The 14110-nt window shown below is 41.7% G+C and carries 9 protein-coding genes; 1 reads left to right on the top strand and 8 read right to left on the bottom strand.

What is annotated here, in order from left to right:
- Positions 1-20: 20 nt before the first annotated feature.
- The 7 genes from F0919_RS10080 to F0919_RS10050 all read right to left on the bottom strand — a co-directional run bounded on the left by F0919_RS10080 (position 21) and on the right by F0919_RS10050 (position 7194).
- Positions 21-467, bottom strand: coding sequence for a hypothetical protein (locus F0919_RS10080; RefSeq protein ID WP_150032616.1), 447 nt, complete (start codon positions 465-467; stop codon positions 21-23).
- The gene (locus F0919_RS10075) at positions 467-1219 is read right to left on the bottom strand and encodes a HEAT repeat domain-containing protein (protein ID WP_150032615.1); all 753 of its coding nucleotides are present in this window, start codon (positions 1217-1219) and stop codon (positions 467-469) included. The genes F0919_RS10080 and F0919_RS10075 overlap by 1 nt, the downstream gene beginning before the upstream one ends.
- A gap of 88 nt (positions 1220-1307) precedes the next feature.
- Complete coding sequence (locus F0919_RS10070) at positions 1308-1739, bottom strand: DUF983 domain-containing protein (protein WP_150032614.1); 432 nt, start codon at positions 1737-1739, stop codon at positions 1308-1310.
- Between the two features lie 243 nt (positions 1740-1982).
- Positions 1983-2870, bottom strand: coding sequence for a helix-turn-helix domain-containing protein (locus F0919_RS10065; protein ID WP_235903489.1), 888 nt, complete (start codon positions 2868-2870; stop codon positions 1983-1985).
- A 276-nt stretch (positions 2871-3146) separates the two neighbouring features.
- Entirely contained in the window at positions 3147-3644 is a 498-nt protein-coding gene (locus tag F0919_RS10060) for a DinB family protein (RefSeq protein WP_150032613.1), read from the bottom strand.
- 171 nt (positions 3645-3815) lie between these two features.
- Entirely contained in the window at positions 3816-4505 is a 690-nt protein-coding gene (locus tag F0919_RS10055) for a helix-turn-helix transcriptional regulator (RefSeq protein ID WP_150032612.1), read from the bottom strand.
- Between the two features lie 307 nt (positions 4506-4812).
- Entirely contained in the window at positions 4813-7194 is a 2382-nt protein-coding gene (locus F0919_RS10050; protein ID WP_150032611.1) for a hypothetical protein, read from the bottom strand.
- Positions 7195-7563: 369 nt separating this feature from the next.
- Between F0919_RS10050 and F0919_RS18435 the strand changes: the two genes are divergently transcribed.
- Positions 7564-7713: a hypothetical protein gene (locus F0919_RS18435; protein ID WP_190277340.1), complete on the top strand. Its 150-nt coding sequence runs from the start codon at positions 7564-7566 to the stop codon at positions 7711-7713.
- Positions 7714-7939: 226 nt separating this feature from the next.
- Here the strand turns inward: F0919_RS18435 and F0919_RS10045 are convergent, their stop codons facing one another.
- Positions 7940-13705 carry an Ig-like domain-containing protein gene (locus F0919_RS10045; protein WP_190277339.1) on the bottom strand — a complete coding sequence of 1922 codons (5766 nt, stop codon included), beginning with the start codon at positions 13703-13705 and terminating at the stop codon, positions 7940-7942.
- Between the last annotated feature and the right edge of the window lie 405 nt (positions 13706-14110).

Here is a 14110-nt window from a genome sequence, read left to right as displayed (position 1 = left end):
TAGATTCACACAATCGGATTTCAATCTTCTCTTTTAAAATTCTTTTCATTAATATGCCCGGGAAGCATAGCAGCAATCTGTTTTTTGAACGGAGCCAGCATATTCCAGAAAAACCGGTTACTATCTTTTTCCGATTCGCCGCAGTCAATCATTTCGCAGTAATCAGTTATTTTATGGGTCACCTTTTTAATCAGGTTCATATTCAACATCTTCTCGAAAATGAGCGCAAAATATTCAAAATAAACATGCCCCCATATTTCTACAGCAAGAGAAGCATCTGAAATATCTAAAGGCACATGGAACAAACGCTGGTATTCCTTTTTAAGCAAATCAACAAAATCATCCGTCGAAGCTTCCGTCTGTTCATTCAGAAGCCCCCAAAGCTCTTTATCATTGCTTATATGAATAACACCCTGTTCCAATTCAACCTTAATGCTGTTACCCCTGACTAAAAAATGCTGCTCCATTAAAAAAGTTTTTCAATAAACAATCTTGCTTCATCCTGCGTGTAAAACGAAAAATTCCGGTAACGGTAATGCACGTCAATAATTTCTGCCAGCGCATCCTTTACCAAATCCTTATTAACCCAATGCTTCAGATGCGCCGTTACTATTTCGAGGCAGCCTTTCTTATAAGCAATCTGGCCAATGACATGTACTAACGTGTTACGTACCCTTGCAGTCTTGTCATGCTCTAACGCTTGTAATAAAGGTAAGATATCCTCCGGATGTTTACGCCCTCTTAATTCAATCCCATGGCATATTTCGCGTCGTATTTCCTTATCCGGATGATGAAGGTAGGATTGTGCCCATTCCAAAACAGGGCCGGGATTTACTTCACCCATTTTTTTAACAGAGCCGATAACCGCATTGCGCGGCGAATGATGTGTATCAAATAAACCCGCGTCGAAAAAAGGCCGCACTATATCAAAAGCTGTTTTGCCGATTTCCCCTGCAGCATTTATAACCGTTTGCCTTACTTTGAAATCAGGATGCGCAGACAATGATTTTAACAGTGCAATAATTTGTTTTTGTAAAAGAGGATATTCAGAATAGAGCCTTCCTATATTAAGGTAGCATGCCTTGCGTATATAAGTATCCTCGTCTTCAAAATACCGCAATGCACCACCCTGTTTTGATTGAAGGTATTGCAAAAGTTCTTCCTTCATTTCCTTAACCAAAGCCACTCTTTCATCCTTTGGTATATCATAGAAACCCATTATGATTCATGTTTATTAGAAGACAAATCAAATGTAGGCTCAATCCCTGAAAGATGACAACATCCCCCGATGTTTCAGTTCAGTAAAATCAGTTCCGATGTTTTGAATGCTTCCAGGCAATCTCTTTGCTTTCATACTTTGTAAAAAATGACAACCATATCACTCTTGATAACCTCATGATGACAGGCTGCAGTACAATCAACATTAAGACATTACCGCCAAGCCAGTAGAACAGACTGTTGTCTTTAATGGAAAAACCGAATGTGGTTAAACAGAATAAGAATGAAGCTACCGTAAGCGCAATACATAAACCGTAACTTACATAGCCCGTTCCAAAATAAAAACCTACCTCCGGTTCAAAATCAGTACCGCAAACCGGGCAGTGCTTGTGCATTTCCAATGTGGATTTTAGCTTATAAGGATTAGCGGCTTTAAACATATCACCTCTTCTGCAATGAGGACATTTGCATTGAAGCATACTCCATATCATGCCGGGGGCTTTGGTTTCAGACTGTTTCATTATATAGATTTTATAAACACAAAATTATAAAACCCATACTGTCCGCTATGGTGCGAAACGTAGAATCTATGGTACTAAAAGCGTCCTTGCCGTCATCTCGACCGGAATAAAATCATAAAGTGCAACGAAATGATTTTATGTAGCGGAGAACTTTTCTCACCGAAGGTAGATCTCCCGGACGTATTACTAACTCAGCCCTCAGTAGAATCCCTTATTCCTAAAAATTATGCATTGTTGTCCCGGTTACCCATTATTGAATTGCTGCTTCCTGAACACATCCGGCGTACTGCCCACATATTTCTTAAAAAACTTTACAAAATAAGAAGCATCAGGAAAATTCAGTTCCAACGCGATAAAATTTACCGATAATTCAAAGTTGACAAGCAGCCGTTTTGCTTCAAGGATAATTCTGTTGCGGATTAACTCGCCCGCCGATACATCGAGCTGTTCCTTGCAAATAGCATTTAACTGACTTGGTGTCACATGAAGCAAAGCAGCATAATCCTTGGGCAGCTTAAGCTCAAGGAAATGTTTTTCTATAAGTGACTGAAAACTCCGCAGGATAGTGGTATTATAATTTGGACGGGCAATCTCAGGCTTTGCATCAGCAACACTGCGTTGAACGGCAATAAATAATTGAATCAGCAACGAAGCAATCATAAGTGGCGACTGCCTTAACTCCAGTTCCTTTTCCTTTAGAATAGCTTCAAACAGTGCTTCGGCCTCTTTCCTATGTATAGCATCTAAAACCTTTACCTGATCGGTAGCGTAGCCATTAAAAAAAGAAAACTGCTCCATGATACCCGCATGCAAATAACGGCTGATGAACAATGGTGAGAAATTTATGATAAAGCCATCCACATTTCCTTTAAAGTTCCACTGATGCACCTGCCCCGGCCGCATGAAATAGATCATTCCTTTTTTGACGGGAAAAGACTCAAAATCGATAGTGTGGCTGCCGCTGCCCTCTGTAAAATAAACCAGATGATAAAAAGAATGTTTGTGCACCACTTTCAGGTGCGGGTTCTTTGACAGGTATATTTTGAAATGATCCACATTCAGCATCTCATCCGAAAGCTTATTCGCGTCCAGGTTATTGATGTCGAAAGTCGGGTAAAGCGCTTTTGTCATAAATTTCAAAATTAATGCAAAAGCCGGAGTTAAGTAATAAATACGATTAAGCCATCCAAAAAGGAGTTGGACGTAACTGAATGCCGATCATTCTATTTGGAATATGAAGCACACACTTCGAAAAGTGAAATAAACAATCTTCAATAAAAGATACAGGATTCGGAGCGTGAAACGCATGTAATAGCAAGTTATTTTCTCTTAAAAGAATAAATGAGAGGGAGAAGCGGCGATGAACTTTGTTCATCGCCGCTATTATTTTTCAGGATAAATGATTGCTTAAAAACTCACATCATCCGCACTCGGTCCGTAACTGCCCGGAATCGGAATATCCAGCAAACGAAGGAACACGCCCATTTGTGCACGGTGGTGCGTAATCTGGTTCATCGTAATCCTGAGGAATTCCGCTTTGGTAGTTTTACTATAAATATCATTACCGTTGCGCAATACCCACATCTCATTTACCTTCTCCTCATTTTCCGGAACCAGGCCTGCCAGCCCTTCCTGCAGCGACTGTTCGAAATATTTCATCAGGTCTGCAGTATTATCAATCTGCTTTGGCTCATAGGGAGCTGTGGCAAAGTCCAGTTCTTCCGTATTCAGCACCATAGGCATCCAGGTGGGCAATTCGGCAATGTGTGTGGATAGCTGACGGATGCTCATGCTTTTTTCGTGTGGCTTCCAATCATACTTGTCGTCAGGAATACGTTCCAGCATTTTGCGGGTTATTGCCGATTCCTGTTGTAATTCTTTGCGAAACATTTCAATCATTGACATAAAATATAGTGTTTTTTTGTTGATAAGGCAAAGTAACACGCACCCACTGACAACCCTATGGCAGTCACTTTTTACGACCCGAATTTTTTTTAAGATTTAGCAGTGATGGGTATCGCTTTTAGCGGAGAATGTCCCACCACCATTAACAGTGCAATGAGTAAACGAAGATGTTTAATAATTTACAGGCAATTGCTGGCTGTATTCGTTCAGGGAGATATGGTCGGATTTTGTGAAGGATGTGTATAGATTCCTGACGCGGGTAATACGCTCTACCTTAAAATCACGATAAGACGCACGCAGGTGGCACCAACCTATAACGTGCCAGCTGAATGCGTAGAATATAAGGCCTATCGGCTCTATATTCCGCTCGCTCAGCTCTTCCTTATTATTTTTATAATGCAGGCATATAATGTGCCTGGCAGAAATGGCGCTCTGCAAAACCGACAGATATTCAAAATCGTTTAAGAATCGTTGTGGTACCTGCATTTTTATCTGTTCATCCATCTGCTCTATCTGCTCCTTCTGAGTGTGCCGCAACACAGACTTTACCTTATTGAGCGCAGAAGCAAAATGCGTACGTATCGACTTATCCGCAAAGCCCGCTACCAATGCTTCCGTCAGCAACATAGCATTGGCTTCTTCATTCGTAAACGAAACAGGCGGCAGGAAATATCCCTGCACGATAAAGTATCCCCGTGCAGGTTCAAAACTTACCGGTATGCCTTGCTCACAAAGCGCCTTGATATCGCGGTACACGGTACGTACGCTGATATCAAATTTTTCTGCCAGCTTTTCGGCAGGTATATATTTGCGCGATTGCAGCAGGGTAAGCATTCCCAACAGCCGGTCGATACGATTCATGCGACAAAGATGGTCAATAAATTTTAAAATAAAAGCTCAGGGAAAACATCAATTGTTATAAACTTCTTACGCCATCTCATATAAAAGCCTCCTGTAAGGTTAAGAATTATCCCGGCAATACTATGGAATTAACGAAAATATTAAACCAATGAAATTAATATCTTGGAACTAAGCAGAAACGTTTCACGAAAAAACCGCCGACTTGTTACAGTAGCGGTTTTTTTGCCCTTAGTATAAGATGTTACAATTTCTCATCTCAGAGCCACCCTATGATAGACTCTGATAGAATCGACATACATACTAATAGCTATTTAATAACTGTCCAATAGTCGCCATTGTTATAAAAGGTCAGATTATCACCTGGGTTGATTATAAGCGTATTGACAGGAGTTGTAGAATTATAAATATCGTTACCGCCTGTATTGCTATTTATTGTAAGATTGAACCCACCGGTATTTTGATTCATAATTTTGTAACTTAATCCCGTATGTCCGGCTACAGCTGGAAGTGTCCATGTCGAAACAGCCGAACTTTTATATGTGTAATATCCTGAATTAAGTGGAATAGAATAAGATGATGAAGTTACAGGAACATTGACCGGAACATTTTGCTTTGTCGCTAACCCGGATTGAAGCGTAGCTGCATTTACAGGTGAATTATCAGTTACAGGCAATATACTTGCACTATGAAATACTCCTCCTGTAAAGGTTAAATGGTTTCCTCCATTGAAAAAAGTAGAAAAACTGGTAAGTACATAAATGCCTCTTAAATGAGTAAGGCCGGAAGTAGTTACTCCGCCCGATAGTGTTAGTCCTCCCACACCTAAGGGACAATAAATAAAGTAACCATTGTTGACAACATCACCGTAATTACCCCCAATAAGATTAATATTACCTGTTAATTTTTCAAAATAGTTGATTGTGCTTGGGCAACTTAAAGCAGCACACCCTATAGCCTCATATAAATTTACCGTCTGAGAAGCTCTGATGAAATAAGACGCATTTTCTGAGCTGCAATTGACAAACCGAAGTACATTAACTGCGGACCGTACATAAGCAAAAGAAAAACCGGTAGTAGAAGTTGTCTGCTGTGTTGTGAACCTTACAGAAGAGTTACTCAAAGTAACAATATTCGGCAAAGTGACATTCGGAGAGATAAGGAGCCCGCCCATATTCACACTATTTAAATTATCTAAAAACAGATTTGCATAACTCCCTGACAAAACAACAATATTGCCGATTGCATCATTTCTTGTTGCAACTACGTTTTTCACACTCAGAATGTCCAGATCTGTACTATCTCCCATAGAAACACCGGCAAAACAATCTTTAACTGTCAAACCATTTATATAAATCCTTTGAGGGTCCGGGCTATCGCTCACAACAGCATGCGAAAATGGTCCGTCGACATAGCAATCTGTAATATGGGTTTCCCTTGCTTCTATTTTAAATCCGGAACATACAAGCACAGTATCGTTGAATTTATAACCATTTAATGCCCTGCAATTTTCAAAATATATACTACCGGTACTTGCATGGCTGTCAAAGACATCAGCGGGAAATATATCACTTCCTGTCATGTCAACCACCTTATTACCCCAGCTAACCCCACCCGAAGGGTCACCTCCTGTGGTAACGCAATGTCTTGCCGATTGAACCAATCCTGTTATAACCGAATACATTGTTGCATTGGATATAATGACGCCGTAACCGTAACCATTTTGTTCTGAACCGAACGATTTTATATTGATATTTGCAGCATAACTATTTCCCAAAACAACAGATCGCATATAAGCGTTTGTAATCTGCAAATTGCAATTTACCTTTTCCGTAAGATTAAATATAACTCCTTGTGATCCGGAACTCCCATCCTGAAGGATATTAAGAATACCCTTAGTTTTGAATGTAGCCGGCGTTACTTTGGCAACCCTCACATTATCAGATACCTTATAAGAGTCTTCCAGATATCCGAAAAGAAATAACTTTCCACTGCCCGCATCGATGCCGTACACTTTCTGTATTTCGCCCTGGCTAACATTTTCTCCTGAAGAAGGGGCAAAATCTAAATCTGAAATGATTTTCACCAAATCGCCTTTGGCAAGATTCAGGCTTGCAAGGTCGGCAGGACTAAGTTTCAAAACTGATTTGTACTTATCCGCATCAGTAGTAAGGTTATAATAACTCGTTATTTGCCCTTGCACTTTTATAGCAGTTTTGTCTGAAGGCGATGCCGAATTACTAGCGACAATAGTTGCATTGTTTGCATCTACTGTCAGATCAGAAAGATCTAATGGTTCTGAGGTGAGGTAATTAGCATTCTGGGCAAATGCAAGTTCTTTGTGTTCATTTCTGGCAGCATTTGCCGCATCATTGATTTCATCGGCATCATCGGTTACACCATCTCCAACAGCGCCAAACCATTTTACATTTATTGTACTGTTATAAATCCTTTTAAATCTTTCACCACCTGACGTAACAAAAACAGTGCCGGTATTATCTACACTCGTTACATCTGAAGGATCATAAAAAAAAGTGCCTCCTCCGTAGTCCGTTATTATTGCAGAAGTATAATTACCGGCATTTAATCTTGCATCTGCAAGTGTTCCGACAAATAATGAATCAGTGCCTTGTGCAATAGCAGGTACACAACAGGTAAATGCAATAAGCAGCTGTAATAAAATCTTTTTCATGTTAATTAGTTTTTTGGTTAAAATGTAAAATTAGGTTGGGTGTGTGCCAAAAGTGGGCACACTACTATAGATTATTTGCTTAAATAAAGTTGTCCCACACCTTCGAGGTGTGGGACAACTTCCTCAACATTCCAATCTATTCAAGTGTGCCACACCTCGAAGGTTTGAGACACTTGAGCGAACCTCGCGCGCATCTATGCGAACCTCTTTTACGACCATGTGAACCGAACCATCTCAGAAGCGAGCCAGTACAACAATTAATAATCAACCATTTACAACAAATCTAACCGCTCTTACCTCTGTGCGAACCCCTCTTACAACCGTGCGAAGGCCTCATGCATATAATCGGTTTTAATATAACCAGAAGAAATGGCCTCTGACACAGAAGAAATGAACGCTTACACAAAAGCGAACACATCTGACGCAAAATCTAACACCTCTGACAGCAAAGAAATATTGCTGACACAAAATCAAACATCACTTGCACAAAAGCAAACACATCTGACGGCGAAGCAATGATAGCTGACACAAAATCGAACACCTCCGTCGCTCATGCGAACACCTCATGACGAAAAGAAAACACCTCTGAACGCCGGGAAATTGCCATCAATTTCAGTTCTATTGGGTCCGGTCAATAAGCGGTGCGGGTATATTCAATAAAATATACCTCCTCCACAATAACATAAAACAACAGCGGGAAGGCAATGCCTTCCCGCTGTTTCTCTTATCAGATTTCAGCATTATTTTACCTTCTCACTTCAAGTTTTCTTGCAACATTTCCCTTATCGGTAAATATTTCGATGGTGTATATTCCCGATGACAATCCGTTTAATTGCAATGTATGCCTGTCTTTACTATCGGCAGCTGCTTTATAAACTACCTGGCCCAGAATATTTATCACCTCAATCTGCTTCATGCTCAGCGCACCCTTATTAAGGATGGTAACCGCATCTGTAGCCGGATTAGGATAAACATTCAGCTCATCGTTCGAAACATTAATCTGATTGATACCGACAATATGTGCCGCCGAGGAATCGGTAAAGTAACCGCAGGTACTGCTCAACTTCAGCACAACGATATAGTCTCCGTTGTCAGCATACGTATGCGTCGGGCTGCTCAGAAAACTATGCTGTGTATTATCGCCGAAGTCCCAGTCATAGCCTATTACATTCTGAGGATTTACCGCCGTAAATGTAAAACTGCGGTCTCCGTTGTTTGTTACCAAAATGCCGTCAACAACAGGAAGCTCTCCCTGCATATCCACAAAAATGGTATCTGATTTTATGCAACCCTCGGCATTCGTAACAAACACATTGTAACTGCCTGCATGAGTTATAGTCAGGGTTTGAGAAGTATTACCCGTATTCCAGTAGTACTCAATCCCTTCATCGCCGGCATCCAACGTAAGTGTAGCGCCATTGCAGATGGAAGTATCGTTACCAAGCTCAACAACAGGATTGGGACGCAATACAACACTAACACTATCGCTTCCCACACAGCCGTATTGATTGGTAACAGCCACCCCATAGATACCGCTTGCGTTATAAGCTCGTAATTGAGCAGTACTGTTATCATCCCAGAGATAAGTTACATTGAAAGGATGAATGCCTGCATCCAATACTCCCACATAACCCGAATCCACGCAATCATTAATATTAGAACCGAGATCTACCACAGGCATCGGATTAATTGTAATGGTAACAGGCGTCATGGCCGTCTGACAGGTGGCAGGACCGCTACCAATGCCCGCGGCAACATAATAAGTAGTGGAAGCAGTTAGGAAAGGCGTGGCAAACGATGCACCTGTTGCAACGGGTGTTGTCGCCGTCGGGCTGTCATACCATTTAGCCAATGCATTCAGCGATACTTCAGCAGTTAAAGTAACCGCTCCTTCGCCACATCTTGCCGTATCATCCACATTCAGCAGCTGCGGATTGACTACCAGTATTTTCAAAGAATCGGAATAACATGCATTTACCCCACCGCTCACCTTTACTCTGAAGAAATTATCGGCCGTTAATGCTCCGGTGTTATAAGTAACAACATCCGTATTATTAATGTCATTCCATACGGTTCCGTTCGTCGATTTTTGCCAGTTAAGATTACCCGGAGTATATCCTGTTGAAGGGTCAAGCGTGATCGTTGTGCTTCCGCCGGGACATAAAGTGTCCTTTACCGCATCTATCGTAAAAACGGAAGGCTCCAGCGTAAACGTAATCGTATCGTTTCCGTTATAGTTATCAGCACTGTTATTTGGCTGGAAAGTCCAGATCTTAATAGTTGTCGGGCTGCCCGCAGCAAAGTTTGCATTTCCTAAAAGAACCGTATCAAGAAACTGCCCTGCATTAAGAATAGAATTTAAAGTAGCTGTATAATTATAAACCGGCTGGTCTACCCCATTCACCTGCCAGTGAATCTTCATATTGGTAATGTTATTCGTTCCGGCATTTACTACAGATACATTCACAGGTTGCAGGCCTGCACAGAAGCTTCCCTTCGGTGTAAGCATATTTACAGAACCTGCATTGTTGGTACCCACAGGTGCAATCTCAAATGCCCCCGGTGTCGGTACAGTCATCCTTGTTACGCCAATAATATCATTCGGCACTGTTGCAGTAAGGTTCAAACCATTTCCAAGCAAAGCATAATTGCCGGGAATCAGATTCCCCGTTGCCGGCGCAATGAACTGAGGATCTACATCAAGCGACCCCGCTTCCAATGCAGGATAAGCATTATGGAAAGCGGTTATAGAATTATATGCGGCAGCCAGATATCCGTAGTATTGAGTTCCCGTCTGCGAAGAATTCATATAAATATTATTCCGTTGGATATCTGCAATAGTTGTAAGACTGGAATAATAGAACCCGTACTTAATCCCTGTATTACCTGCCGTAATGCTCACGTTATTGTTCCTGATATTTGTAGAGCTCGTAGAGCCGGAAGCGTAAATACCATAAGTAGTACCGCTCCCTGAAACAGCCTTATCAATTACAACCGTGTTGTGATATACATCGGTATAGCTTGTAGTAGGTAAATATATGCCATACAGTGAGCTTCCCTGATTGATGTTATATACTGCATTGTTGGCTATAAGATTGCGGTTGTTTACATCCCCTGCAACAGAAGAAGCATATAAGCCATAAAAGGAATTCGCTGAATTTACAGAAGGATCCGCAGGATCATGAATACGATTATTCAGCACCTTTGCCCCCGGCATACTTCCGGTAAGGTACAAGCCATAGAAAGTGGAAGTAACCGTAATCTTGTCAGACCTGTTAATATCATTACCAAGTATGCTGTTATTGGTCCCACCGCTTACATACAAACCATAGTAGTAAAAATTGTGGATTTCATTATGGTCTAAAACATTTCCCGTATTGGTCCCCGCTAAAGTCAATCCGTAATAAGGGCCGCCCGCGCCTGTAGGGCCAAGCACTTTATTATAACCGATGTAACAATTGGAACCATTCGTTCCCGCTGACGTTGCAGATGTGGCAGAGGCAGAGAAAGTAATACCATTGGAATACGTTGAAGAAGTTGCCGTTATCGAAGTAAGGTCGAATGTGCAACGCCTGATAGTATCGAAAGCCGCACCGCCTGTAATCAGAGAACCCCAGCCAAAGCCGCTGGCAAGAGCCTTGAAATTCAGGCTGTCTATAGTCATATATTTGGTACCGTTTAATGTAAGCAATTGCGTGACGGTCGCTGTGTTGCTAAACTGAACCGTAGCACCATTACCATTGATCCTTATTTTATTCGTTGCACTTGTGCCCGAAATATCATTGAACTTAACCACTTCGTTATATGGGCCGGAACCTGCTACTACATTGACCGTCAACGGACCGCAAACACCGTAAGTATTCAAATCATTTGCAAGTGCCGTAAAAGTCTGATAATTAGTACCACCCGTCGGCACGGCTGAATTGACCGTAAATGTACCCGAAAGCGAAGCTGCGACCGTTACGCTGAGCGTATCGTTTATGGTTACCGTATCTGCAACACCATTGGGCAGATAAGTCCATACCTTTAAATTTGTAGGAGTGGTGGTAAAGTTTACATTGCCAAGCACTACTGTCGCTATATTACCCGCAGGGCTCGTCAGCGTATTGATGGGATTGGTATAAGTAACAGGAGTTTGCGCAGTACCGTTAACAGACCAGTGCACCTGTACGTTATTGATGACATTAATACCACCATTCATTATTTTTACAGATACCTGCTGGATGCCTGCGCACACATTTCCCGAAGGATTTGCAAGCGACAATGTACCGGCATCATTTGTTGCCGTGCTTGTCAGTTCAAACGCACCCGGTGTCGGCGTAAGGCTTCTCGGCACATTTATAATATCCCTCGGCACTACCGACAGCAGATTGGTGCCTGTTCCGAATAAGGCAACGTTATTAGGTGTAAGGTCGCCCGTTGCAGGTGAAGCAAATTGCGGATTTTCCAACGGAGAGTTTACCTCCAACGCAGGATAAGCAGTCTGGAATGCAGCCTGTGTAGCATAAGCAGTCGTATAATAACCATAATACTGCGTTCCCGACTGGGAAGAGCTTACGTAAATATTATTCTTCTGGGCATCGTCAATACTCGCCGCAGTGGAGTAATAGAAACCATATTTGGCGCCTGAAGTTCCTGCTGTAATGCTTACGATGTTATTCTTGATGGTTGTTCCCGGATTGGTTCCCGTTGCATAAATACCATAGTTGCTTGACGTACCGGTAAGTACCTTGTCTATGCTGATGGTGTTGTGGAAAACCCCGGTATAAGGAGACGAGCTGTTATAGATACCATAGATGATACCACCCTGATTAATATTGTACAGTGCATTGTTGGCAATAAGCATAGGATTGGCAGCAGTGGCATCTCCCAGATTATAAATGCCGTAAAAAGATGAAGTCGAACTTGCAGATGCCGCAATCGGATTGTGCAGCCTGTTACCGTTAACTATCGTTCCCGGCATTGACCCTGTGAGGTAAATACCGTAAAAAGTAGTAAGGGAGCCGGTTTTATTCGTTTTATGCAAATCATTACCCAGCACTTTTGTTCCGGTAGCAGTACTTATATAAATACCGTAGTAGTAAAAGTTCTCAAAGATGTTATTACTTATCGTGTTGCTGTCATTGCCGCCCGAGGCAACAGAGATAGCATAATACATACCCCCTGTACCCGTTGCACTTAACAGGTAATTACGATCAATGAAACAATGTGTACCATTTACACCCGCTGTTGTTGCGGCAGTATTTGAACCCGAAAAAGTAATACCATTTGTATTTCCGGAAGAAATGCTTGTCACCGCTGATAAATCGAATTTACAACGCGTAATGCTGTCATAAGATGCACCATTGGTAATAAGCGCAGCCCAGCCGTAATCCGTAGCCAATGCTTTGAAATTAAGACTGTCAATCTTTAAATACTTAGTACCCGATATAGTCAATAACTGACGATCATTAGCCGTGTTGGCATATTGTACCAAAGCCCCGTTACCGTTGATGCGTATGGTATTGGCAGGACTCGTTCCCGGTATATTATCAACAGACACGATTTCATTGTAAGGAGTTCCCGGAGTAACATTGAAAACCACAGAACCCAAAATACCGCAATGCATTGCAGCAATGGCCTCCGTAAAGGAGTGATAATTTGTCCCGGCAGTAGGCGCAGTGTTATTAATGGTATAAGTGCCGCCTGCAAGGCCCGATGAAACGCCTATTGAAACAGTGTTCGAAATGCTTTGCTGACCGGAGAAGCTGCAATTGCTTACCAATCGGTACTGCGTAGGCGCTGTTATGCCCGAAGCAACAATATAAGAAGCGGCAGTACCACCGGTTGACGTCCAGGTACTGGTTACCGTATTGTAATATTGCCAATCGTACGTAATACCTGTTCCTATACTGCTTCCGGTAGAAGTAAGCGTAAAGGCCGTAGCAGGACAAGGGCTGGATACAGGACCTGCAATTACAGGAGTTGCCGGAATACCTGCACAATTTGCAAAGGCATAATCGAAGCCTATATAAGGCCTTCGGTAGTTGGTAGAGCTCAATGAAGCACCCAACGTTCCTGAAGTATTATTTATATACTTAGTTGTATTATTATTCGAAGTGTTTACACATGGTCCTGTATAATCGTAAGACCATGAAATGCTGCTACTTGCCGTCGTATTCTGATATTCCATAAAAACGGCAAGATTCTGCGAGCCGGAATAAGGGAAATTAGCAGTCAATGGAAAGTTCTTCCAACCTGTTGTGGAACCTACTATTGAAGCAGGGTTGCCGTCGAACACTAATGTTGCACCTGCAATCTCAGTAGCCCAGGTTATGGCACTGCTGCCCCAATCTGTTGCACTAACTTCTTTCAGGTATATTTTAAAGCTTGGCGTGCCGGACATGGCAGACGCAGTAGTCTTATTAAAGTAAATATTGGAAATAGCGGACCCGGCTATTGTACTGAGCTGACTTGCCGGATAGATTACCGCAATCCTGCTCGTGGCATTCGCAGTGCTGGTCGAATACATGGGCCCGTATGTGTTCGATGTGGTCAAGGACGGCGGCCCGCCCGAACACATATCAACAGTCCAGGTTTGTGCAGAAAGATTCCTGCCGGCGAGCAAAAAATTCAATAAAAAAAAGAGCACAATGGGTTTGGAGAAATTAAACATATTGTAGTAGGTTTCTATTTGGTTTACATAAAAACAAGATTTGCAATATTAAATCATTCACACTACACTTAGTGTATATCTATCATTTATTGACAAAAATTAATATTATTAAAAAATAATTTACGTAATAAAATTTTAAGAAGAAAGGAAAATTTAAAAATCTCAAATAACGTTATAAAAAATAAAAATTCACAAAACAAACATTTACAATTAATTAAACACTTAATTATGATTTGAATTTCTGAATGGCAATCGTCATTT

It is taken from the genome of Taibaiella lutea, from assembly GCF_008629695.1.
GTDB lineage: Bacteria > Bacteroidota > Bacteroidia > Chitinophagales > Chitinophagaceae > Taibaiella > Taibaiella lutea.
The sequence above is the reverse complement of the archived record's forward strand: the minus strand, read 5'-3'. Positions and strand labels throughout refer to the sequence as shown.

Coding starts and splice junctions, on each gene's coding strand:
- F0919_RS10080 (WP_150032616.1), bottom strand. CDS start 467: ATGGAGCAGCATTTTTTAGTCAGGGGTAACAGCATTAAGGTTGAATTG.
- F0919_RS10075 (WP_150032615.1), bottom strand. CDS start 1,219: ATGGGTTTCTATGATATACCAAAGGATGAAAGAGTGGCTTTGGTTAAG.
- F0919_RS10070 (WP_150032614.1), bottom strand. CDS start 1,739: ATGAAACAGTCTGAAACCAAAGCCCCCGGCATGATATGGAGTATGCTT.
- F0919_RS10065 (WP_235903489.1), bottom strand. CDS start 2,870: ATGACAAAAGCGCTTTACCCGACTTTCGACATCAATAACCTGGACGCG.
- F0919_RS10060 (WP_150032613.1), bottom strand. CDS start 3,644: ATGTCAATGATTGAAATGTTTCGCAAAGAATTACAACAGGAATCGGCA.
- F0919_RS10055 (WP_150032612.1), bottom strand. CDS start 4,505: ATGAATCGTATCGACCGGCTGTTGGGAATGCTTACCCTGCTGCAATCG.
- F0919_RS10050 (WP_150032611.1), bottom strand. CDS start 7,194: ATGAAAAAGATTTTATTACAGCTGCTTATTGCATTTACCTGTTGTGTA.
- F0919_RS18435 (WP_190277340.1), top strand. CDS start 7,564: ATGGCCTCTGACACAGAAGAAATGAACGCTTACACAAAAGCGAACACA.
- F0919_RS10045 (WP_190277339.1), bottom strand. CDS start 13,705: ATGTATTCGACCAGCACTGCGAATGCCACGAGCAGGATTGCGGTAATC.